20 protein-coding genes and 3 pseudogenes are annotated in these 22,130 nt (G+C 71.3%); 9 read left to right on the plus strand and 14 right to left on the minus strand.

Features of this window, described 5'->3' with window-relative positions:
* The first annotated feature begins 10 nt into the window (after positions 1-10).
* Positions 11-676: a GntR family transcriptional regulator gene (locus LCH29_RS23785; RefSeq protein WP_446463766.1), complete on the plus strand. Its 666-nt coding sequence runs from the start codon at positions 11-13 to the stop codon at positions 674-676.
* Between the two features lie 185 nt (positions 677-861).
* Here the strand turns inward: LCH29_RS23785 and LCH29_RS23790 are convergent.
* Positions 862-1,275 (minus strand): annotated as a pseudogene (locus LCH29_RS23790) (FCD domain-containing protein); the annotation flags it as partial.
* A gap of 75 nt (positions 1,276-1,350) precedes the next feature.
* Positions 1,351-1,638: pseudogene (locus tag LCH29_RS23795) on the minus strand (MBL fold metallo-hydrolase); the annotation flags it as partial.
* Positions 1,639-1,807: 169 nt separating this feature from the next.
* On the opposite strand from LCH29_RS23795, the gene LCH29_RS23800 reads away from it, so the two are divergent.
* On the plus strand, positions 1,808-2,119 hold the full coding sequence (locus LCH29_RS23800) for a hypothetical protein (protein ID WP_446463767.1): 312 nt from the start codon (positions 1,808-1,810) through the stop codon (positions 2,117-2,119).
* Positions 2,120-2,201: 82 nt separating this feature from the next.
* On the opposite strand, the gene LCH29_RS23805 is transcribed toward LCH29_RS23800, so the two are convergent.
* The 4 genes from LCH29_RS23805 to LCH29_RS23820 all read right to left on the minus strand — a co-directional run bounded on the left by LCH29_RS23805 (position 2,202) and on the right by LCH29_RS23820 (position 7,176).
* A complete protein-coding gene (locus LCH29_RS23805; RefSeq protein WP_446463768.1) occupies positions 2,202-2,708 on the minus strand; it encodes an inclusion body family protein in 507 nt (168 codons plus the stop codon).
* Between the two features lie 4 nt (positions 2,709-2,712).
* Complete coding sequence (locus tag LCH29_RS23810; RefSeq protein WP_446463769.1) at positions 2,713-3,669, minus strand: thiamine pyrophosphate-binding protein; 957 nt, start codon at positions 3,667-3,669, stop codon at positions 2,713-2,715.
* Positions 3,666-5,705, minus strand: coding sequence for a flavin monoamine oxidase family protein (locus LCH29_RS23815; protein ID WP_446463770.1), 2,040 nt, complete (start codon positions 5,703-5,705; stop codon positions 3,666-3,668). Before LCH29_RS23815 ends, LCH29_RS23810 begins: the two co-directional genes overlap by 4 nt.
* Before the next feature lie 370 nt (positions 5,706-6,075).
* Entirely contained in the window at positions 6,076-7,176 is a 1,101-nt protein-coding gene (locus tag LCH29_RS23820; protein ID WP_446463771.1) for a hypothetical protein, read from the minus strand.
* Here LCH29_RS23820 and LCH29_RS23825 point away from each other — a divergent pair.
* Positions 7,165-7,506, plus strand: a pseudogene (locus tag LCH29_RS23825) (prolyl aminopeptidase); the annotation flags it as partial. The gene LCH29_RS23820 and the pseudogene LCH29_RS23825 overlap by 12 nt on opposite strands.
* 24 nt (positions 7,507-7,530) lie before the next feature.
* Here the strand turns inward: LCH29_RS23825 and LCH29_RS23830 are convergent.
* The 3 genes from LCH29_RS23830 to LCH29_RS23840 all read right to left on the minus strand — a co-directional run bounded on the left by LCH29_RS23830 (position 7,531) and on the right by LCH29_RS23840 (position 11,331).
* Positions 7,531-9,411 (minus strand): serine/threonine-protein kinase, encoded by a 1,881-nt coding sequence (locus LCH29_RS23830; RefSeq protein WP_446463772.1) that lies wholly within the window; start codon positions 9,409-9,411, stop codon positions 7,531-7,533.
* Positions 9,412-9,687: 276 nt separating this feature from the next.
* Positions 9,688-10,467, minus strand: coding sequence for a polysaccharide lyase family 7 protein (locus LCH29_RS23835; protein ID WP_446463773.1), 780 nt, complete (start codon positions 10,465-10,467; stop codon positions 9,688-9,690).
* A gap of 78 nt (positions 10,468-10,545) precedes the next feature.
* Positions 10,546-11,331, minus strand: coding sequence for an FHA domain-containing protein (locus LCH29_RS23840; RefSeq protein ID WP_446463774.1), 786 nt, complete (start codon positions 11,329-11,331; stop codon positions 10,546-10,548).
* A 229-nt stretch (positions 11,332-11,560) separates the two neighbouring features.
* Between LCH29_RS23840 and LCH29_RS23845 the strand changes: the two genes are divergently transcribed.
* The 5 genes from LCH29_RS23845 to ppk2 all read left to right on the plus strand — a co-directional run bounded on the left by LCH29_RS23845 (position 11,561) and on the right by ppk2 (position 15,407).
* Entirely contained in the window at positions 11,561-11,986 is a 426-nt protein-coding gene (locus LCH29_RS23845; protein WP_446463775.1) for a hypothetical protein, read from the plus strand.
* A gap of 109 nt (positions 11,987-12,095) precedes the next feature.
* Complete coding sequence (locus LCH29_RS23850) at positions 12,096-12,803, plus strand: DUF2470 domain-containing protein (protein ID WP_446463776.1); 708 nt, start codon at positions 12,096-12,098, stop codon at positions 12,801-12,803.
* A gap of 221 nt (positions 12,804-13,024) precedes the next feature.
* On the plus strand, positions 13,025-14,179 hold the full coding sequence (locus tag LCH29_RS23855; protein ID WP_446463777.1) for an anion permease: 1,155 nt from the start codon (positions 13,025-13,027) through the stop codon (positions 14,177-14,179).
* Positions 14,180-14,220: 41 nt separating this feature from the next.
* Positions 14,221-14,457: a hypothetical protein gene (locus LCH29_RS23860; protein ID WP_009712294.1), complete on the plus strand. Its 237-nt coding sequence runs from the start codon at positions 14,221-14,223 to the stop codon at positions 14,455-14,457.
* A 26-nt stretch (positions 14,458-14,483) separates the two neighbouring features.
* Complete coding sequence (gene ppk2, locus LCH29_RS23865) at positions 14,484-15,407, plus strand: polyphosphate kinase 2 (protein ID WP_446463778.1); 924 nt, start codon at positions 14,484-14,486, stop codon at positions 15,405-15,407.
* A gap of 10 nt (positions 15,408-15,417) precedes the next feature.
* Here ppk2 and LCH29_RS23870 read toward each other — a convergent pair whose 3' ends face one another.
* Genes LCH29_RS23870 through LCH29_RS23890 form a run of 5 tightly spaced genes read right to left on the minus strand, consistent with a single transcriptional unit; the run spans position 15,418 to position 20,660 of the window.
* The gene (locus LCH29_RS23870; protein WP_446463779.1) at positions 15,418-16,422 is read right to left on the minus strand and encodes a Gfo/Idh/MocA family protein; all 1,005 of its coding nucleotides are present in this window, start codon (positions 16,420-16,422) and stop codon (positions 15,418-15,420) included.
* On the minus strand, positions 16,419-17,423 hold the full coding sequence (locus LCH29_RS23875) for a Gfo/Idh/MocA family protein (protein ID WP_446463780.1): 1,005 nt from the start codon (positions 17,421-17,423) through the stop codon (positions 16,419-16,421). The genes LCH29_RS23870 and LCH29_RS23875 overlap by 4 nt, the downstream gene beginning before the upstream one ends.
* Before the next feature lie 41 nt (positions 17,424-17,464).
* Positions 17,465-18,328 (minus strand): carbohydrate ABC transporter permease, encoded by an 864-nt coding sequence (locus tag LCH29_RS23880; protein ID WP_446463781.1) that lies wholly within the window; start codon positions 18,326-18,328, stop codon positions 17,465-17,467.
* Positions 18,325-19,302 carry a carbohydrate ABC transporter permease gene (locus tag LCH29_RS23885; RefSeq protein WP_446463782.1) on the minus strand — a complete coding sequence of 326 codons (978 nt, stop codon included), beginning with the start codon at positions 19,300-19,302 and terminating at the stop codon, positions 18,325-18,327. Before LCH29_RS23885 ends, LCH29_RS23880 begins: the two co-directional genes overlap by 4 nt.
* Positions 19,299-20,660: an ABC transporter substrate-binding protein gene (locus LCH29_RS23890; RefSeq protein WP_446463783.1), complete on the minus strand. Its 1,362-nt coding sequence runs from the start codon at positions 20,658-20,660 to the stop codon at positions 19,299-19,301. Before LCH29_RS23890 ends, LCH29_RS23885 begins: the two co-directional genes overlap by 4 nt.
* A 206-nt stretch (positions 20,661-20,866) precedes the next feature.
* On the opposite strand from LCH29_RS23890, the gene LCH29_RS23895 reads away from it, so the two are divergent.
* Entirely contained in the window at positions 20,867-22,123 is a 1,257-nt protein-coding gene (locus tag LCH29_RS23895; protein ID WP_446463784.1) for an ROK family transcriptional regulator, read from the plus strand.
* Positions 22,124-22,130 lie beyond the last annotated feature (7 nt).

The following is a 22,130-nucleotide window of genomic DNA, read 5'->3' on the forward strand; positions in this document are numbered from 1 at the left end:
AGGGGGTTTCATGCAGCACGTGGCGATCGAGCCGAGGGGCGAGGAGCTGTCCCTCGCCGAGCGCGCCTACCGCGCCATCCGCGACCGGCTCGTCATGCTCGAGATCCGCCCGGGCGCGCCGATCAACGAGGACCAGCTGGCACAGTCCCTCGGGGTCGGCCGGACACCGGTGCGCGAGGCGCTCAAGCGGCTCCAGTACGAGCGCCTGATCACGACCTACCCCCGCCGCGGCACCTTCGCCACCGACGTCAACATCACCGACCTGGCGCACATCTCCGAGGTGCGCCAGGAGCTGGAGCCGCTGGCCGCCGCCCAGGCCGCGCGGCGCGCCACGGCCGCGGACCGCGCGGTCCTGGCGGGCGCGCTACGGGAGCTGGGGAGCGTGGATTCCCGTCGGCCCGGCGCCGATGAGCTGATGCGCCTGGACCTCCAGGTCCACCGCGCCATCTACGCCGCCACTCACAACCCGTACCTGGAGGACACCCTCGTCCGCCACGACAACCTGGCCACGCGCATCTGGTGCCTGTTCATCGACCGGCTGTCGGACATGGCGGGCCACGTCGAAGAGCACGGACCGCTGCTCGAGGCGATCGTCGCCGGTGACGCCGAGAAGGCGGCCCAGCTCGCCCGCGACCATGTCGAGGGCTTCGAGCGGGCCATTCGCGCCGCGATCTGAGGCGCCGTAAGGCCTGGGCTGAAGCGGCGTAACGCGCCGTCCGCGTCAGTGCGCGGCGTCCCTCGGACCGTCACGGCAGCCGGGGCCTGCCCGCCAGGGTGGTCCACAGCTGCGGGGGCGGCGTCGTCCCCGGGGCGCTGGGCGATCATGAAGCGGACGCAGCGTTCGATCTTGACCCGCCACAGGCGGGCGGCCTCGTTCCCGTCGGCCTTGCGCAACGCCTCGTAGACGGCGGTGTCTTCGTCGCTGATGGCGTCCCACGCCTGGCTGTAGTCCATGTCCAGCACCGTGACGAACATGCGCAGCCGGGCCGTGAGGCGTTCGAAGGTGTGCGCCGCCTGCGGGAGGTCAGGGGTGCGGGCGAGGGCGTCCTGATACCGCAAGTCCACCTCGCGCATGCGGGCGTGGTCGTTGTCGCGGGCGGCGTCGCGCACCTCCGCCAGGGCCGCTGAGGCCGGGGCGAGCTGGTCGCGCCCGAGCATGGCGACGCGCCGGATGAGCAGCGCGCCCAGGCTGGCGCGCAGGGCGTAGAGGTCGAGGACGTCCTTCGGCGTGACGGTGGGGACGGCGGTCGCACCGCCCGGGAGCAGATCGAGCATGCCCTACTCGGCCAGCGCCCGGAGCCCCGCGCGGACGACCCGGCGCGAGAGGCCGAGGCGGGCCGCGAGCGGCGCCCCGCAGTGGTCGAAGTGGAGGTGGCAGTTCACCACGAGCGTGACGTCGGCGAGGGCGGCACCGGCCGCCGCCGGCGCGGCCGGGAGAGCGCGGCGGTGGGGCCGGTAGTGGGCGTCGGTTTCGGGGCTGCCGGTGCCGATGCCCGTGTCGAAGAGGAGCAGCCCCCGCTCGTGCCGCACCAGATAGCCGAGCACCGGCTCGACCCGCGGGTGCGGGCCGCCCGTCTCCGACGAGGGGCGGATGAGGCAGCCGAGGTCGAGCCGGCGGATCCCGATGTCGTGGGCCACGGCCCCAGCCTGGCAGGCCGCGCCCGGGGCCGCGCCCGCCTCTGCTGTCGGCAGAGACCGGCGCCCACCAGGGACTCCAGCGAAATTCCTGTGGGTGCAGGTATCCCGAGAGGTGGTCATCGGTCTGGAACTGCCACACCGACCGCAGCACTCCGGGAAGGAGTCCGGCATGATGCGCCGCCTCACCACCACGGCAGGGATTCTGGCCGCCGCAGGAGCCCTCGTCCTCGGCATGGCTCCATCGGCCTCCGCCGCTCACGGCGACCTCTTCAACAGCACCTGGCGCGTCGTCAATCCCAGCGGCTGCATTTCCGTACAGCTGGAGGACAACAGGTTCCACGTGTACAACCTCACCAACGAATACGCCCTCGCCTACATGAACAACGACTGCACCGGGCCGGTCATCGATGTGATCCCGCCCGACGGCGAGTCCGACGGAGGCGAGATCGCCGTTCTGGGCCGGGCCGTCTGGATCCGCTGACGCTGGACGGACGACGGAGTGGACGGCGCGGGCTTGCGCGCCGTCCACGTGGTGTGCGGTTACGCGACCGCGGCGATGACCGTCAGGAGCGTTTGTCGATGGTGATGAACGGGTCCCATTGGAAGTACCCCACCGGCTTCAGGTCGCTGTCCAGGACCTGGAAGTAGAAGCGGTACGTGACCCGGCCGATCTTGCGGACGTCCGCCTCCCAGTAGTGGTCCTCGTAGTCCTGCGTGACGAAGTCCGGCCTGCCGTCGGACCCCTCCTTCGGCATCGGATAGGTGCCGTCGCCCACCACGATCCGCGGGGTGCTGATCAGTGGATCGCCGCTCACGTACCGGTACAGCAGGGCGCTGTACTCGCTGTTGAGCGACAGCGTCGTCTCGCGCCACCGGATGATGTCCCGGGGGTTGGCACGGAAGTTCAGCTCGGCTCCCGACGTGCCGACGACGCGGTCGTGGCGCGTCGTCATGTAGATCAGGTCGTGGTCGACCTGGGTCGGCGCGTCGGGGTTCCTCGACGCACCGGGGTAGCGCTTGGCGATCGAGAAAGCGTCGAACGCGATCATCACGTTGATGAACTCGGACATGTTCCTAACCCCTTTTCTGTTGCACCTTGTACGCCATGGCCCGCGGGTAGTCGTGCCGGTGCAGGCGGACGCGGACCAGTAGCGGCCCGGCGTTGAGCGGGTCGGTGGGATCGGCGAGGCGGGCCAGCAGGTCGTCCAGCTCGGAGGTGTGCGCGATGCTGATCCCGTTCGCCGGGGTGTCCTTGCCGGAGAACACCTCGGCGAGGCGGTCGTAGTGCCACGGGTGGAGGACGTTGTAGAAGTCCGCCTCCTCCGCCTCGCCCGTGCCGTCGCGGGAGTACCGGTCGGCGTAGTAGGACGGGTGCACCAGCATCTGCTCGATGCCGTAGAAGTGCCCGTTGTCCATGACGAACACCACCGACCGCAGCCCGAGCCGGGTGTGGGTGGAGATCTCCTGGCAGGTCTCCTGGAAGGCGCCGTCGCCGACGAACACCATCGGGCGGGCGTGATGGCGCCCGGGGGCGAGCGCGGCGCCCGTGGCCGCGCCGACGGACCAGCCGATGGACAGCCAGCTGATCTGCGACAGGAACCCGCCCGCGGGCACGGTGACCTGCCGGTAGACGTCCAGGTTGCTCTCCCGGCGGGGGCTCATGTGGGAGGTGAGCAGGCCGAGGGCGCGGTAGTTCTGCCACTGCTCGTAGGGCGGGCAGGCGTTGATGGCGACGAGCGGGACGTGTTCGACGTAGGCGCCGCCGCAGGCGTTGAGCAGGTTGAACGCGCCGACGCTGTAGGTGACCGCGGCCGCGCCGATGCCGTGGACGCGGGCGTAGGCGTCGGCGGCCTGGCCCGCGCCGCCCTCGGTGGGGGTGCCGACCCACTCGACGTCGCCCTCGTCCCGCAGGGTGGTGAGGAACGGGCCCAGGTGGTTGCCGGGGACGCCGAACAGGTGCGTGATGCCCAACTCGGCCAGACGGCAGGCCAGATGGCGGGCGACCGTGTACTCGGGGAAGACCGCGGTCATGAACGGCCCTCCCGGTGTGCGCCCGGGGTGGTGACCGACGGGGCCTGGTGGACGGCGGTGGCGGCGCGGACGGCGCTCTCCAGGGCGCCCTCGATCCAGGCGTGCTTGAGCGAGGTGTGTTCCCCGGCGAAGTGGACGGGGCCTTCGGGACGGGACACGTCCAGGTGGAAGCTGGTCATCTGGTGCGGGGTGTAGATGGCGGCCTCGCCGAAGGCGTACGGGTCGCGGGCCCAGCTCTTGGTGGCGCCTCGGCCGGTGAAGAACACCTCGATGCGGCGGCCGTGCAGGGCCTGGAGGTTGCGCAGGGCGTAGACGTAGCGCTCGTCGTTGCGCATGGAGTCCCAGCGCGCGGCGTCGTCGGACCAGGAGTACGAGGCGAGCACCACGCCGCCGGTGCTGCCCTCCACCCGGTGCGACGGGTAGTACATGAACCGGTTGGGGTTGTCGGTGGCGGAGCCCCCTCCGAAGCAGTGGGAGGCGGGGCGGACGGCGGGGCCGCGCAACGGCATGGTGCTGTTGAGCTGCCGCATGTCCTCGGTGACGCTGTTGTCCTTGACCGCGGCACCGAGCAGCCCGGCGCCCGCCTCGGCGACGAACGCGGGGACGGGCGCGGTGTCCTGCTCGCCGCCCTGCTGGTAGTGCTCGTAGAGGCCCGGGCCGATGCTCTCCAGTTCGTTGCGCCAGTCGTCCTCGGTGAACTCCCACCACCGGTGGCTGAACTCCAGCAGCACCTTGGTGGCCTGGTCGTAGTGGGTCTCGATGATGGCGCGGCGCTTCTTGTACGACATCGAGGGGACGATCTCCACGAAGCGCAGCGCGGAGAACGGGATGGTGACGATCGCCAGGTCCGCCGTCCACAGCCGCGGCGCGGCCTGCGGGTCGTTCTCGGGGACGGTCTGCACGGCCACGCCCCACCCGTCGGGCCCGACGGCACCGGTGCCCTCGGGGTCGGCATCGCGGCTGGGGTCGTGGTATTCGAGGCGGATCATGCGGTGGCCGGGCTTCACCTCGTCGCGCAGGCCCTGGTGGAGGGCGTGCGGCAGGCGCCAACTGCCGCCGGGCACCTCCCAGTAGCGGACGCCCGGGTTGATGTCGCTGCGGCTCAGGAAGCTGTGGAAGAAGGAGAGGTGCAGCCGCGAGGACATGTTCTCCAGGGTTCCGACGGCCTCGATCGCCTCATCGCTGAGCCCGCCGCACTCGCGCAGGAAGCCGCCCATGGAGTAGCCGTCGAAGTCGCGGATGACCCGGGCCCAGCCCTCGACCCACGCGTCGAACGGCTTGTTGACGCGCTGCCCGTCGACGACGTCGGAGTAGTAGTCGCGCACGTACTCCAGCGCGTCGTCGACCATCTTGATGACGGGGGCGCGGACCTCGTCGTCGGTGAGGTGGAAGCCCTCGTTGATCCGCTCGGGGGCGGCGCCGTAGTCGGCCCGCCGCACCTGGGTGCGGTTGGCGCGGATCCAGGAGTTGCCGCGCTTGTCGGGTTCCCGGAAGCCGGGGCTGTCCTCGCCGTGGGTCCAGGTGCGGCCGGTGAAGGACGTGTACGTCACCGGCGGGACGGCGACCTCGGGGCCGCTGCCGGTGGCGGGGTCGATGTCCACGTTGTAGAACTGGCGGCGGCCGAGCCCGAGCTTGTCGACGAGGGCGAGGACGAGCGGATGGAAGTCGGGCAGCCGCATGGCCCCGGCCTCGGCGTACTGGGCGGAGTCGTCGAAGGGCTGGTGGTGCTTGGTGGCGCGGAAGGTCTTGATGCGTCCGCCGACCCGGCTGGCGTTGGCCTCCAGGATGGTGACGTCGTGACCGGCGTCCTTGAGCAGCCGGCCGGCGACGAGACCGGTGATACCGGCGCCGACGATGAGGATCTTCTTGCGCGGATGCGGGGTGGGGCCGAGGTCGCCCGTGTCGATCAGAGTCTGGAGATAACCGAGCTTGAGGTCCTTGTCGTCCGGTCCGATGAGGAGGAGCTCGCGAGCGAGCCTGAGACACGTCTGCCAGCGCGCACGGGTGGCGGAGTTGCCGCGTGGAGTGTCCGTCATAGCCCGCGATCCTAGATATGAAGAAACGATTATCCACTTATCCAGGAAGGTAATGCGTGAGCAAAGTCCTAAAAAGGCCGAACAACCACATGACGGAATGTCAACTTGCCGACAATTTCCCGTGAGAGGCCAGAACTCACGCCCGGGACGGAAGGGAAAAGAGAGAGGGACCGAGGGCGCCGCAGGTGAGTGCACGGGGCGATCCATCGAACTGACCAGCGAATATGTGCGGTCAGATATCGTTGGGCAGAGCTTAATTCGAACGCGGGAACACCCTCGCGCTGACGCATTCTATGGCCAACGCTTTTCGGGTTACCCGCGCCCGGATTCATAAACCCGGTTCGGTCCCGCACCGGCGGCGCCCCCAAGGTCAGTTGTCGCGCAGTACCGTCGTGGTCTTGTTCCCCGCGTAGTCCTCCAGGACCGCGACCACCTTGCTGGTGGCGCTGGACATGGTGACCGTCGTCGCCGAACGGGTGGTGCGGCCGCGGACGATGTACGGCTTGTTGCCCGATCCATAGATCGTGGCGAACGACTTCGGCCGGCCGTTCTCCAGGATCGTCAGCGTGTGCCAGTCGCCAAGAGTGGGGCGGGAGAAGGCGAAGGTGTTTCCCGTGATCTTCACGGCGGACCGGGGATAGGGGCTGATCTCGGCGTCGGCAAACGTGCCGCGCACACCGGTGGCCGTGCCGTCGGCGGTCTTCACGGTGAGGAGGTACTCATCTCCGCTCACGGGCACGCCGGTCAGGGTCGCGCCCGACTGGTTGCCCGGCACCGTGACCTCCTTGGTGAAGGGCTTGGCGGTGTCGAGGCCGCGGACGGCCACGGTGACGGGCTGACCGGTCTGCTTCGGGGACCATGCCGCCTTCAGGGTGCCGTCGGGTGCCGCCTTGGCGGTCACGTCGGCCGGGGCCGTGGACAGGTCGAACGACACGGTCGCGGGCTTGCTCCGGGTGCCGTCGGGGCCGACCGCGACGAGCTTGAGCTGCCCCGAGGTGGCGGTGAATCGCTTGACGTAGTAGACCTCGCCGTAGATGCCGCCGAGGTAGGTGTCGTCGAGGTGGACGTCCAAGCGGCGGACCGTGTCGTAGTCGCTGCGCTGCCAGGACAGGAACAGCTCGTCGCTTCCGGGCAGCAGCTGGTCGATGCGCAGCTTCTTCGGTGCCGCCGGGGTGCGGTCGACGCCGTCGTGCAGTGCCAGGGCGCCCAGGTTGACCTGGTAGTCCTCGATCGGCTGCGCGCCCGCGGCGAGGACGAGGCCGAGGGAGGCGATGCGCTCCCCGGCGTACTTCGACAGATCGGCGGAGACGGTGGTCCAGCCGGTGGTGTGCTTGCCGGAGCCGGACAGCGGCACCTGGACCACCTTGCCCGGGTCGGAGGCGAGCACCAGCGCGAGCCGCAGTTGGGAGTCGTCGTCCGCCGAGGGCTTGGTGTAGGTCAGGTCGAGCGTCGAGGCCTTGTCATCGCCCATGAGGTGCTGGGCAGCCCGGGCTACTACAGCGACAAACCCGACGACGCGCTGATGGCCTTCCCCCGGATCTGCGCGCACTACTTCGCCCACCACGCCTGGCTGGAGGACGGGCAATTGCTGCGGGAGGCACACCGGCTGGCGGGGATCCCCGGGGTGCTGATCCACGGGCGGCTCGACCTGGGCAGCCCGCTGAAGACCGCGTGGGAGTTGTCCAAGGCATGGCCGGACGCGGAGCTGAAGGTGATCGACGAATCGGGGCACGCGGGCAGTCCCGCGATGCGCGACGCGATCCTGGAAGCGATCGCCCGATTCGGAAGGGAGACCGCGTAGCGGGGCCCGTGCCGACAGCCGCCGTCAGGCGGACGGCAGCGCGGCGGCGGCCGCCCCGGCGAGATCGGTGGCCATCTCGCAGGGCCGGTCCTTGCGGCCCGCCCCCTTGACGACCAGGGCCACCCGCTCGGTCCCCTCCTTCCGGTCCACGCCGGTGTACTCGCGATGGACCACCTCGACGCGGCAGCTCCTCGGGCCCTCGTCCTCCGGCAGCACGATGGCCTGGTGATCGCTGAGCCGCGTCGACCGGGCGTTCTCGTCGTCGGGCAGGCTGCCCTGGTCGAAGCGCAGGTCCACCTCGTACTCGCTGGTCGTGCTCTTCCACTGGCAGTCCCAGCGGCCGAACCCGACGTCCGGGTCCCGGGCGTCGATGCCGGGCACCTCTTCCAGCGCCTTGCTGTCGAGCAACGTACAGGCGTCCTTGTGCGCCAGCGAACCGGCCGGGAAGTCCGGGGAACGCCGGGGGATCGCCCCGCGGTTGAGCACCTTGACCGCGCGTCCCGTGGCGGTGTCGGCGGTGTCGCACAGCGGCTCCTTGACCTCATCGGGGCGTCTCGCGGCCGCGGTGACCCGGAGGCTGTTCTCGCGGGCGCCGGTCACCGCCACGGCCCGCTCGCACTCGTCGCGCTCGGCGGCACGCTCCACGACGGTGACCCTGCCGGTGGTCCTCCTCGCCACGCCCTCCGGCAGCGGATCGGCGTCGAGCTCCACCCTGACGTCCACGACCTCCTCGCCGCGCTGCTTCAGGAGGACGTCGCACCGGTTGAAGTTGCCGTAGTCGGCGTCCAGCTCGGCTTGCTCATACCGGTGGAACACGTCGGCGTTCAGCAAGGCACAGGGGTTGGCCGTACGGGGGTCGCCGATGAAGTCCGCGCTGGTCAGCTTGGCGGGTTCGGCGGAGGGAGCGGCGTTGTCCGTCCCGGAATCACCGTCCAGGCTCATCACGACGAACGGCACGGCGATGGCCAGCGCGGTGACGGCGGCGGCACCGGCCGTCAGCAGCGGGCGGCGTCGGACGAGGTTCGTCGGCAGGCGCGGCCGTCGCCCTCCCGCGGCGTCCTCGCGGTACGCCACGGTGGCCGTATAGGGCGTGGTCGACGCGGCCTCGGGCAGCGTCGGGAACTGCTCGGGCGGGCCCGCGATGTCCGCGAGGACGCCGAGCGCCTCGGCGGCCGTGGGCCGGGCCCCGGGGTCATGCTGGAGCATCGCGGTGAGCACTCCCCTGAGCGGCCCGACCCGGGGGCTGATGGCCTCCAGCCGGACCATGCGCCCGGCGCCGCGCAGCGGTGGAGTCCCCGTCACCAGGCAGTACAGGGTGGCGCCGAGGGAGAACACGTCGGACGCGCGCTCGGGTGCGCCCCGGAACGCCTCCGGAGCGGCGTAGAACGGGGTGAGGCTGACCGGCCCGTTGGGTGTGATCGTCTCACTGCCGTCCACCCGGTACGCGGCGCCGAAGTCGGCCAGTTTGGCGACCTTCTCGTGGGTGACCACGATGTTGCCGGGCTTGACGTCGCAGTGCACGATGCCCTTGGCGTGCAGGGCCGCCAGCGCGCTCGCGATCTGCGCGCCGACGTGGGCCGCGAGTGCCGGCGCCAGCTTCACCGGGACGTCCAGGCTCCCGCCGGTCACATGTTCCATCACCAGCCAGAACGTGGACCTCTTGCCCTTGCCCGCGCGGACGGCGTCGTAGAGGGTGACGACATTCGGGTGGCTGAACTTGGCCAGGGCACGCGCTTCGGCCAGCAACTCGTCGAAATCGGCCTGGCTGTTGTCCTCGAGCAGGGCGCGTTTGAGGACGACGGGTCGGCCCAGCTCCGTGTCGACGGCGAACCAGACCGCGCCTCGCCCTCCCTCGACGGGCCCCCTCGTGAGCCGGTATTTGCCCACCCTCTCCCCCCGCCGCACGACGAACTCCCCTCTCGCGAAACCAGAATCCCCGCTGCCACCAGGCACGTAGTCCGAACTTAGCGCCCTCGGGGGCGGACCCGCACCGGTTGTGCCGCCATTGAGGTCGGTTCCGGGCGCGGGGCGTGCCCGCGGCGGGCCCGATCTGGCCGGTTGAGAAGAGAATTCACGCGCCACTGCGGAAATTTTCACGTTTGTGAGGGTTGTGGCCGCCCGGAAGCGCATGCGGAGGTGCCGGGCTCGCCCGCGACGGGGAGGCCCGGCACAGCGTGCCGCTCAGGTGTGGGTGACCTTGAGACCGGATATGCGGACCTCGCCATGGTTGTCGCCGTCACACGGGTCCGAGTTCTCGCAGTTGGCCTGCGTGTAGGCCCCTGCCTTGAAGTAGTTGGTGTCGCCGTCGTCGGAGATCGTGGTCTCGCGCTCGCCGTTGTAATAGACGTCGATCTTCCCGTTCCGCGCCACGAATTTGGCCTCGAACTCGGTGCCCAGCTCGTAGTCGTCGGTGACGAGGTGGTGGTGGGAGTCGTCGCCCTTGGTGATGTAGAGCTTGCTGCCTTCGAGGCGGAAGACCGTGACGTCGTCGTCCCCGCCGTGGATCTGGGCCCCGACGAGATGCGGCTTGTCGTTGGGGAGCGCCATGAACGCCTCGTCGACCACCAGGGTGTGGGTGCCCTCGGTGGTCGACCAGCCCGCCTCTTCCTTCCCGCCATCGGTCATCTCCCGCAGCTCGGCGCGCGGGTAGCTGGAGCCCCCGGTCGTCACGCCGTCGACGGCGGACCGGAACCGGACCGCGTCGCAGTCCCCGGTGACCCGGAACCAGGGCGTGGCGGAGAAGGTGGCGAGATCGGGCTGGGTGATCTCGGTCGGGTCCTCGTCCTCGCCGGTGGGCAGGGTCAGCTTCCAGTTGGTCAGGTCGAGGACGTCGGCGGGGTACGGGCACCGGGCGGCCGTGGCGTCATGAGGGTCGGCGTCGGCCTGCGCCGGAATCGCGAGGGCGGCCGCCGAGGCGACCGCGGTGATGCCCGCGAGAGCGACGATGCGCATGCGCGTCATGGGAATGTTCCTTCCTGTGTCAGCCGCCATCGTTCGCCGACACGTTCGGGACGGGTCCCGAGGAAGGGCACGGGGCGATCACGCGGGATCGGGCCAGGGGGCGTCGTCCTCGATCAGGTCCAGGTCCGGGGGAACGAGCGTCGTGGACTCCACCAATCCCTTGAGCAGGTTGTGCAGCAGACCATTGTCCGCTGGGCGCCCCTGCGACTTGTCGTGCATCAGCGGGTACTTGAAGCCGGTTTGGTGCAGGCGGCGGCGTACGGCCTCGATCCGGTACTCGATCTTGCGCTCGTTCCAGCCCGTGTCCGGGCGGAGGTAGCCGAGTTGCCGCGCCGCCATGGCGTAGCTCATGGGGCGCGGATCCTCCTCGTACAGCAGGTACCGCTGGCCGAGGACGACCAGCAGCAGCCGTTCGTCGTCGTCGAGCGGCCAGATCTCCGGCCGCAGGGTCTCGGCGCGCCGCCGCGAGACCGGCCCTTGGTCGTCGTGGCCCGCCACGTACAGCTCGACCAGGTGTTCCCGGTAGCCGGAGCCCTTGACGAACAGCGGGGTGTAGCCGGTGTCGAGCGGGATCGGCTCGGTGCTGAGATGCATCATCCGGCCGCGGGGCAGCCGGACGAGCTGCCGCCCGGTGTTCCGCAGCCACCACTGCCCCTGGCGGTAGGTCAGCTCGCCATGGCGTCGGCTCACCCGGAGGTCGTCCACGCCGACCCCCAGGTCCACGTCCGGCTTCTGACCGCGCCCGAAACAGACCGTCCGACCCGGCTGGGGCAGTGCGCTGAGGTCACCGGTCAGGGTGCGGGCATGCAGGCTGCCGGGCGTGGTGGGCGCGACGCCGCGCGCGAGGCTGGCGGAGAGGGGCATCGGGTGTCTCCTCGGTTCGGGGGATGCGCGGCACGTGCGCGGTCACACGCGCCCAGGGTCCGCTCCCTGCTCCGGGACCCGTCCCCACAGCACATCCCCTCACAGCGTACGAGCCAACTGGCGTGTGACGGGACGGGTCCCGAAGCCGCGGACGGACGATCCCGTCAGGACCCCGGCACGGCCGACCCCCGGCCACCGGACCAGCGGACCCGCGAACAGGGAGGACACGATGACCAGTTCACCGGACGAGGACCACCGGCCGGAAGCAGCCCCGGCCCGGCGGCCGTCCCAGGTCACCGCGGCCGCCTCGCTGCTCATCCTCTCGGCGTTTCTCGGCACCACCATCGCCGTGAACGACCCGGCGATGACGCAGTCCGTGTACCTGCTGCTCTTCGTCACCATCGGTGCCGCCGTGCGCATCCTCGGCGGTGGCCGCACGGCCCGCGTCACGGGCACGGTGGCGGCCGTGCTGCTCCTCCTCTATCTGGGCCCGCACGCGATCTGGGGGCTGTCGGCGCCGGGTGGAGTGTTCCAGCCGGATTACGCGGTGCGCGCCCTCCTCGCCATCGGCGCCTCCGGTACCGGTGTGAGCCTCCTCTACGCGCCGTCAAGCCGCGCGTACTTCCGCGTACGCCCCCGGCAGACCGTCCGGTGACGATCCCTCGCCGTCCGGCGGGACTATCCGAATCCCCGCGGGTGAGTTAGGTTAGGCATGCCTAAGTAGACCGCTTGGTGTCCGCCCTACCCGCGCCTGGAGTCCCCGGATGCGTCCTTTCGCCACCCGCGCCACCACCCCGACGGCCGCCGAGCGCGTCCGGTCGATCCTCGCCGCCGCCCACTCGATGTCCGTGGTGAGCGACGGGGTCAGCACCGAAGTCCGCCGCCTCGACGGCACGGGGGCGATGGGCCACTTCCACCTCCACCCGCCGTTCGAGGGCACTCCGGGGGCCAAAACGGCGATGCGCATTCCGGTGCGGCTGGAGCTCACCGACATCGCCCCCACGCCCGTACGCGACCGCCTGCGCTCCCGCGTCACGGTGACCGGGCTGCTGGCCGCCCCGTACGACGCGGAGGCCAAGGAGAGCACCTGCCTGGAGTTCGGGCAGGCGGTCCTGGAGGACGACCGGGGGCGCACGTACGTCACCCTCCGCACCCTCCAGGCGGCGCCCCTCGATCCCATCGCGACCAGCGAGGCGAGCATGCTGACCCATCTCGTCGACGACCACAGCGAACTCGTCCCCCTGCTGCTGCGCCTCGTCCACCCCCATCCGGACAAGGGCATGGTGCGCGCCCTCCCCGTGGCGATGGACCGCTACGGCATCACCCTGCGCCTCGAACGCCCGCGCACCCACCACGACGTCCGGCTGTCGTTCAAGACCCCCGTGACCGACATCAACCAGGCCGGACCCCAGATCCACGCCCTCCTCACCACGGCGCGCCGTCTCTCCCACTCGGGCAACCTGCTGGCCTGAACGACCGGCGCGTCACCCGGCTTCGGCCCGGTGGCCGCTCATCACGGCCAGGGCGCCAGGGCGGGCACGGGGGTGGCGGTGGTGAGTTCCTCGGCGGCCAGGGCGGCGAGGAGCGGGGTCACCGGCTGACGGCCACCGGCGGACGTAGACCATGCGGTGTCCTTGTGCTTCCTTTGCCACGCGTTCGCCGGGCATTGGCCTGAGCTTGTTTGCCTACAGGAATGGACCACATCACCTTCCTGGTGGCGGTCGTCATCGTCACGGCCCTCGCCTTCGACTTCACCAACGGATTCCACGACACGGCGAACGCGATGGCGACCTCCATCGCCACCGGCGCGCTCACCCCCAGAACGGCGGTTCTGGTGAGCGGGGTCCTCAACGTGGTCGGGGCCTTCCTGTCCACCGAGGTCGCCAAGACCATCTCCGGCGGCATCGTCGACGACTCCCTGGTGAACCCAGGGATGATCTTCGCGGGACTGGTCGGGGCCATTCTCTGGAACCTGCTGACCTGGCTGGTCGGGCTGCCGTCGAGTTCGTCGCACGCCCTGTTCGGCGGGTTGATCGGGGCCGTGTGGGTCGGGGCGGGCGCCCATGGTGTGCACTTCGACAAGGTCGTCGAGAAGGTACTCATCCCGGCGGTGGCCTCGCCGGTCGTGGCCGGTGTCGCCGCGCTGCTGGCCACCTACCTCGCGTACCGGCTCACCGACCGGGCCCGCAAGGAGTCGGTGACCAAGGGCTTCCGGGCCGGTCAGATCGCGTCGGCCTCGCTCGTCTCCCTCGCGCACGGCACGAACGACGCGCAGAAGACCATGGGTGTCATCACGCTGACCCTGATCTCGGCGGGCGCGCTCGGCCATGACGCCGGTCCGCCGCTGTGGGTGGTCGCCTCGGCGGGGCTCGCCATCGGCCTCGGCACGTACCTGGGCGGCTGGCGGATCATCCGCACCATGGGCAAGGGCCTCACCGAGATCCAGTCGCCGCAGGGCTTCGCCGCCGAGACCGCCTCGACCACCGTGATCCTCACCTCCGCCCACCTCGGCTTCGCCCTGTCCACCACCCAGGTGGCCTCCGGCAGCATCCTCGGCGCCGGGCTGGGACGGCGGCTGGCGGAGGTGCGCTGGGGCGTCGCGGGCCGCATGGTCATCGCCTGGATGGTCACGCTGCCCGCCGCCGCGGTGGTCGGTGGCGTCTCCGCGAGCGTGGTCACCAACGGCGGCAACATCGGCGCCGCGGTGGTCGCCCTGGTCGGCGCCGCCCTCGCCACCGGCATCGTGGTCCTCTCGCGCCGCAATCCCGTGCACGCGCGGAACGTGAACGACACCCACGAGGTCACCCTCCGCACCGAGCCGCCGGCCACGGTCGGCTCGGCCGCGTAACTCCTTTCGCGACACGGCTGAATCACGGAGAGTGGAAAACGATGCAACTCGACTGGAGCGCACTCGGCCAGGTCGCCGCGGTGAGCGTCGGCGTCACCGTCGCCGTGGTCACCGTCTTCGCCCTCGGCGTCCTGGGCCTCGCCCGCGTCGAGGCGGCCCGTGAGGAGAACGGCACCGGCTCGTCCACCGTCGGCCTGACCCAGGCCGGGCTGTGCTTCGTGGCATGCGCCGCGGTGGTGGGTTACGGAATCTATCTGATCGTGCCGCAGTTCCACTGAGGCACCGTGGCGGAAAGGAACACCGGATGACGACACCGCCTTTGCTGTCCGAGCTGGCCGACCTGCGGGTCGACTACAGCGACCACGACGATCCCGTGCTCATCCGGCCGGACGGGAGCCCGGTCGACACGTGGCGGGAGAACTATCCGTACCCGCAGCGTATGGAGCGCCCGGAATACGAGTGGCACAAGCGGCTCCAGCAGATCGAGCTGCTGAAGCTCCAGGGCTGGATCAAGGAGACCGGACGCCGGCTCGTCATCGTCTTCGAGGGCCGGGACGCGGCGGGCAAGGGCGGCACGATCAAACGTTTCACCGAGCATCTCAACCCGCGCGGCGCACGCGTCGTCGCGCTGGAGAAGCCGACCGAGCGCGAGCGCGGCCAGTGGTACTTCCAGCGGTACGTGGAGCATCTGCCGACCGCGGGCGAGATCGTGCTCTTCGATCGGTCCTGGTACAACCGGGCCGGTGTCGAGCGGGTCATGGGCTTCTGCGCGGAGGACGAGTACCGGCGCTTCATGCGCCAGGCGCCGATGTTCGAGCGGATGCTCGTGGACGACGGGGTGGACCTGGTGAAGTTCTGGTTCTCGGTGTCCCAGGGCGAGCAGCGCACGCGTTTCACGATCCGCCAGGTGGATCCCGTACGGCAGTGGAAGCTCAGCCCGATGGACCTCGCCTCGCTGGACCGCTGGGACGACTACACGGCCGCGAAGGTGGCCATGTTCCGCGAGACCGACACCGATCACGCGCCCTGGACGGTGGTCAAGAGCAACGACAAGAAGCGGGCCCGGGTCGAGGCCATGCGCAGCGTGCTCGCCCGTTTCGACTACGCCGACAAGGACGAGGAGGTCGTCGGCACCGCCGATCCGCGCATCGTGGGCGCGGCGGCGGGTCTGCTGGAGGCGGGCGAAGACGACGCTGCCGACGCTGCCGACGCTGCCGACAGCGCCTAGTTGACCGGGCTCAGCCCACGGCGGCGGGGCGGCCGGTGCGCAGGGAGGCGTAGGCGGCCAGGACGATGCGCAGGGTGCGCAGCCCCGCCTCGCCGTCGGGGCGGGGGCGCCGCCGGGTGCGGGCGGCGTCGAGGAACTCGTCCAGCATGGCGGCGTCCAGGTCGGTGCCGCCGGGTTCCCAACGGGCGCGGCCGTTGATCGAGTCGAAGCCGCCGAGCAGCCGGGGGAAGGCGTCGAACTCGACGATGGCGCGCTCCCCCACGCAGGTCAGGGTGAGGCCGCCCCAGGTGGGATGGTCCGGGGGCTGGCTCCAGCTGCAATCGATGGTGGCGACGGCGCCGCTCGGGTAGCGGACGGTGACCAGGCCGGCCGTCTCGACGGGCGAGTCGGCGTCGAGGACGGTGTTGGCCTGGGCGTAGACCTCGGTGGCCTGTTCGCCGCGCAGCAGGACGTCCATCAGGTCGGCGAGGTGGACGGTGTGGTCCATGACCGCGCCGCCGCCGGCCAGCTCCGGGTCGGCGAACCAGCGGCGGATACGGGCGGGATTGGTGCCGTTGTTGCTGCCGTGGACGCTGACGAGGTCCCCCAGGGAGCCGTCGGTGAGGGAGCGGTGGAGGGCGTCGAACGCCGGGCTGAACCGCACGGGGTAGGCGGTCATCAGGCCGACTCCGGCGCGCGCACAGGCGTCGATCATGGCGTGGGCGTCGTCCTCCGTGGTGGCGAGCGGCTTCTCGCAGAGGACATGGGCTCCGGCCGCCGCCGCGCGCTCGACCAGGGGCCGGTGGCGGGCGTTCTCGCTGCACACCACGACCGCGTCGGGGGGTGGCGAGAAGGCCTCGTCCCAGGTGTCCGCGTAACGAACCCCCAGCCGCTCGGCGAGGGCGCGCCCGCGGGTGGCGTCGCCGGGCGGGGCGTCGGGGTCGGCGGTGATCAGGTCGATGCCGTCGCGGTCGCGCAGCAGCTCGACGTACGTCGCGGCGTGGACGTGGGCGAAGGACAGTACGGCGACCCTCACGTGGGGGTTCCTTCCTCGGTGGCGGTCAGCTCGACGGCGCGGCCCGTGCGCGCGGAGTGGGCGGCGGCCTCGGCGATACGGACGGCGGCCACGCCGTCGCGGGCGCTCACCCGGGGCGCCGGGCCGCCCGCGAACGCCTCGGCGAACTCGCGTATCTGGGTGAGGTAGGGGGACTCGCCGAAGTCACCGGCCGGGATTCCGTCCTCCTCGGCCACGGTGCCGGTGACGCGCAGACCGGGCGCGGCGAGCGAGTCGTAGCGCACGGTCCCGCCGGTCCCGGCCACGTGGAAGGTGGTGCGGAACCTGGTGGCCGGGGGCGCCCAGACGCCCACGACCTGGCTGATGACACCGCCCTCGTGGGTGAGGACCGCGCCTCCGGTGGCGACCGCGGCGGCCGGGGCGGGGGCGGTGAAGTGGCCGCGCTGGTAGGCGTGGACGCGTACGACCTCCCCGAACAGCCAGCGGGCGATGTCCAGGTCGTGGATCATCTGGTCGACCAGGATGCCGCCGGAGCGGACGGGGTCGGCGAACCAGCGGCTCCAGGTGGGGTAGCGGCCGGTGCGGGTGAAGCGGGCGACCGCGACCCGGCCGAGTTCGCCGCCCGCGACGGCGGCGCGGAGCCGGGCGTAGGCGGGGAAGTAGCGCACCACGTGCCCGGGGTAGAGCCGCACCCCGGCGGCGTCGGCGGCATCCGCCATCTCCGCGGCGTCGGCCGCGCCCAGCGCGAGGGGTTTCTCGCACAGCACATGGGCCCCGGCGGCGATGGCGGTCAGCGCGATGTCGTGGTGGGTGTCGGTGGGGGTGCAGATGTCCACCGCGTCGGCGCCACTGATCGCGTCGTGCAGCGAGTCGGCCGTGGTGGCGCCGAATTCGTGGGCGAGGGTGGCGGTGTGGGGGTCGGGCGCGTAGACGCGTACGCGGGCGCCGAGCGCGGCCCAGGCGGGCAGGTGGGTGCGGGCGATGCCGCCCGCGCCGATCAGCGCGATGTCGAGTTCTGCCATGGACTTTCCTAGCCGTTGGGGGGCTCTGGCCTTGATGGCGTCTAGCCTTTGAGGGCTCCGCTGAGCACCCCGTTGATGAAGTGCCGCTGGAAGAACAGGTAGACGAGGACGACGGGGGCGATCACGATCAGGGTGGCCGCCGCGAGGAGCGGTACGTCGACCTCGTACTGGCCGGTGAACAGGCCGAGTCCGGCGGGTGCGGTGCGTCGGCTCGGGTCCTGGATCAGGACCAGCGGCAGCAGGAACTGGTTCCAGCTCCAGACGAAGTAGAGGACGCCGAGGGTGGTCACGGCGGGGCGGGAGCTGGGCATCAGGACCCGCCACAGCGTGGTCCACGACGAGGCGCCGTCCAGCCGGGCGGCCTCGATGAGGCTGCGTGGCATGGTCGCGAAGTGGGCCCGCATCCAGAACACGCCGAACGGCATGAACGCGCCGATCTCGGCGAGGGCCAGGCCCGGCACGGTGTTGGTGAGCCCGACGGCCCGCAGGTCGTAGTAGAGCGGGATGACGGTGACCTCGACCGGGATGGACAGGCCGAGCAGCAGATACGCGTAGAGCTTGCCGCGGCCGGGGACGTCCATGGTGGCGAGCGCGTATCCGGCCAGGGTCGCGCAGACGACGGCGGCGGGCACGACGCTGAGGGCGATCACGGCGCTGGACCGCAGCAGGGTGCCGAATCCGGCGGCGGACCAGGCGTGGCCGAAGTTCTCCAGGTGGATGCCGCGGGGCCAGGCGAAGCCGGTGAGCGGCGTACCGGCGGGCTGGAGCGCGGCCAGCAGCAGGGAGAGGAAGGGGATCAGGACGACGGCCAGGAACACGGCGAGGACGGCGGGCGCCGCGAGTCCCCTGGCGGCCGGGCGGGCGGTGGCCTTCGCGGTGGCGGTGGCGAGGGCGCCGGTGGTCACGGGGCCTCCTTGGCGAGCCGGTTGATCACGAGGACGGCCACCGAGATGACGGCGGTGAGGACGACGGCCAGCGCGCCGGCCAGGCCGACGGCGCCACCGCCGAAGGCGAGGCGGTAGATGAGGATGCCGGGGACGACGGTGGTGTTGCCGGGGCCGCCGCCGGTGGTGATGTAGATGAGGTCGAAGCTGGAGAGCGCGGCGATCACGGTGATCGACAGGGCGACCGCGATCTCGGGCCGCAGCAGCGGGACGGTGATGGACCGGAACTCGCGGATCGGGCCCGCGCCGTCCATGCGGGCCGCCTCGTAGATCTCCTGGTCGATGCGCTGGGTCCCGGACAGGAACAGGACCATGCACAGGCCGGAGACGACCCAGGTGCCGATGAGTCCGACGGCGGGCAGCGCCCAGGTGAAGCTGCCCAGCCACGAGTCGGCGAGCCCGCCGAGGCCGATGGCGCGCAAGCCCTGGTTGAGGGTGCCGTCCTCGGCGTACACCCACCGCCAGATGATGGCGACCGCGACCAGCGGGATGACCTGCGGCAGGAACAGCAGCGCGCGGATGAGGGCGGTGCCCCGGCCGGTGCGGCGGGACACGATGGCCGCCGAGACCAGGCCGAGGCAGATGGGCAGGACGGAGAAGAACACGATGAGCGCGCCCGCGTGCCAGGACGCGGCGCGCAGCTGCGGATCGGTGAAGACACGGCGGTAGTTGTCGAGGCCGACGAAGGACGGCAGGGTCACGCCGTCCCAGTCGAAGAGCGACAGATAGGCGGTGTGCAGGGCGGGGAGGACGGCGAAGAGCGTGTACGGGAGGAGGGCGGGCAGGACGTACAGCAGCGCCACGGCCTTGCGGCGCCGCCGCCGTCCGCCCACGCCGGCCGTCGCGGTCCGGGCCGTGTGCGGGCGCGGCCGGGGACGCTGTTGTGTGCGGGGGCGGCGGTGGGTTCCGGTGGCGAGGCGGTCGGTGGCGGTCATGCGTGGTAGTTCTCGTAGTCCTGCTGGAGGTTGGCCAGGAACTTCTCCGCGCCGACCTTGCCCCCGGCGAGCAACTGGAGCTGGGTGGTGAGGGTGTCGGCCATGGTGGTGGTGGAGGCGTTCTGGATGAACGGCTCCAGGCCGGAGTCCTTGACGATGCCCTGCCAGCCCCGCTGCACCTCGGCGAGCAGCCCGCTCTGCCGGGGCATGGCCGCCGCGTCGGGTGCCATGAAGCCGCCCTTGGCGATGACGGGAGCGGCGCCCTTGCTCGCGGCGAAGTCCAGGAAGGCGGCGGCGGCGTCGGGGTTGTCGCACTTGCTGGAGACGCAGTAGTAGACCCCGGCGCCGGTGGTGCGCAGCGGTGCGCCCCGGGTGGCGGGTGGCGCGTTGACGTAGCCCGCGTCGTCGCCGAGGCCCTTGGCGACGGCGGCCGCGGCCCAGTTGCCGCTGATGCGGAAGACGCCCTGGCCCTTGGCGAAGGCGGCGGTGGCGTCGTTGTCGCTGAGCCCGTTGGTCTTGGGCGTGACGTAGCCCTCGTCGACCCAGCGCTTCAGTGTCCGGGCGGCCTTCAGCGCCTCCGGTCCGGTGATGGTGGCGCCCTTGTGGCCGAAGGCCCAGGCCTCGCGGTCGGCGGGCTTCATGAAGATCGAGAGCAGGACGTTGAAGGGGTGGTTGAGTCCGCCGTCGAGGTTGCCTTCGACGAGCGCGGTCTCCCCCGCCGCCTTGGCCTTGGCGAACATCGCCTCCAGGTCGTCCAGGGTGGCGGGCGGGAGGCGCAGTCCGAGCTTGCGGGCCTTGGCCTTGTTGTAATACACGCCCTCGAACGACAGCCCGGCGGGCACCCCGTACAGCTGTCCGGTGCCGACGGTGCGGCCGTCGTCGGAGAAGGTGATCTGGTCCAGGCCCGGGAACTTCTTCGGCCAGCCGTACGCGCGGCTGTACGCGCCCAAGTCGAGCAGGAGACGGCCGCGGACGAGGTTCTGCATGCCGGAGGTGAACTGGGCGATGTCGGGGGCGGTGTCCGCGGACATCGTGGTGTTGGCGCTCTTGAGGTAGTCGTCCCAACCGGTGTACTGGCGCTTGATGGTGACGTTGGGGTACTTCGCCATGAAGGCCTTGACCAGGCCCGGGGTCATGGTGGTGTCGTCCGCGTCGGCGAGGACGAGGGTGAGCTTCTTGCCGGTCGGCACGGCGGTGGAGGCGGGCCCGGCGCTGCTCTTCTTGGCGGAGGAGCCGGGCGTCAGGCTGCCGCATGCGGCGAGGGCGGCGGCTCCGGCCACGCCGGTGGCGGCGAGGAAGCCACGTCGGGACAGGGCGGCGGAGGACACGGAGGACAGGGGCGACTGGCTGGGTCTCACGGGGGTCTCCTGAGACGGCGAGGAGGAGATGCCGGGCTTCGCGGGGGGCGCGGCGGGGCCCTGTGCGGGGGACGCAGGGCGTGATTTAATAAAGCAGTTTCGTTTCATAATCGGCATGGCGCACGGACGCGTCAAGAGCCGATACCGAGGTCGATACCGACCGGGTTGTGCATCGGGTTCGACGCAGGAGGCTGAATCCTTTGGTCATGTCCAGGGGTCTCGGGGGCCACGACGACGGGCCCCCGGCCACGGCCACCGTCCCGCAGACGCGCTGGCCCGTGGACCAGGGCACGGAACCGGACCCGCCCCTGCCCGCGGTGGTGGGCGTGGCGGATCTGCGCGCCACGAACGCCGCCGCCATCCTGGCCGCCGTCCGCTCGGCGGAGCGCCACCCACGCCTGTCCGAGCTGGCCAAGGCCACCAAGCTGTCCCGCCCCACGGTGGAGGCCATCGTGGACGAGCTGGCCGACTGCGGCCTCATCGAGACCGCCCCGGCGGAGTCCGCCCGCGGTCTGCGCTCCCCCGGCCGCCCGGCCCGCCGGTTGCGCTTCCGGGCCCGCGCGGGCTTCGTCGTCGGCGTGGACGTACGGGCCCGGTCGGTGACCGCCTGCCTCGCCGATCTGGACGGCCGGGCGGTGGCCGTCGAGCGCAAGGCGGTGCGTGCCGACCTCACCGGGCGCGCCCGCGCCCGCGCCGTGACGACGGTGGTCGACGCCGCCATCGGCCGGGCGGGCGTCGACACCCGGCGAGTGTGGGCCGCGACGGTCGGCACCCCGGGCCTGGTCGACCGGGACAACCTCACCATCCGGCAGGCCGACAACCTCAAGGACTGGGCTCAGGCGGACATCGTCGGCATCCTGCGCGACCGGCTCGACTGCCAGGTGACGGTGGAGAACGACGCCAACCTCGCCGCGCTCGGCGAACGGTGGCGCGGCGTCGGCGGCGACACCGACGAGATGATCTTCGTGTTGCTGGGCGAGCGGCTCGGCGCGGGTGTGATCACCGAAGGGCGGCTGCTGCGGGGCCACCACGGGGCGGCCGGGGAGATCGGCTTCATCCACTTCCCCGGGCTCCCCAGCGAGCCCGCTCCCCCGCGCCCGGGCCTGGCGCCGCAGGCCTCGGACACCGTCCGGGACGCGGCCGCGGGCGACCCGGACGCGGCCCGGGCCGTCGCGTCGTACGGACAGCGGCTGGCCGACGGCATCTCCCCCGTGCTGCTCGCGCTCGACCCGGCGCTGGTCGTGCTCGGCACCGGCCCGTTCGGCGCCCCCGGCCTGCTGCCCGCCGCCGAACTCCTCCTGGACGCCGCCCAGCGGCACGCCGACGGCCTCCTCGTGGACCCGCCGCGCTGGCGGCTGTCCGCCCTCGGCGACGAGGCCGTGATCACGGGCGCGGTCCGCCTCGCGCTCTCCTCCGTCGAAGCCGTGCTGCGCACCCGCCCCACCAGCCTCGCCGGGCGGTGAGCGGGGG

It is taken from the genome of Streptomyces sp. BRA346, from assembly GCF_052851135.1.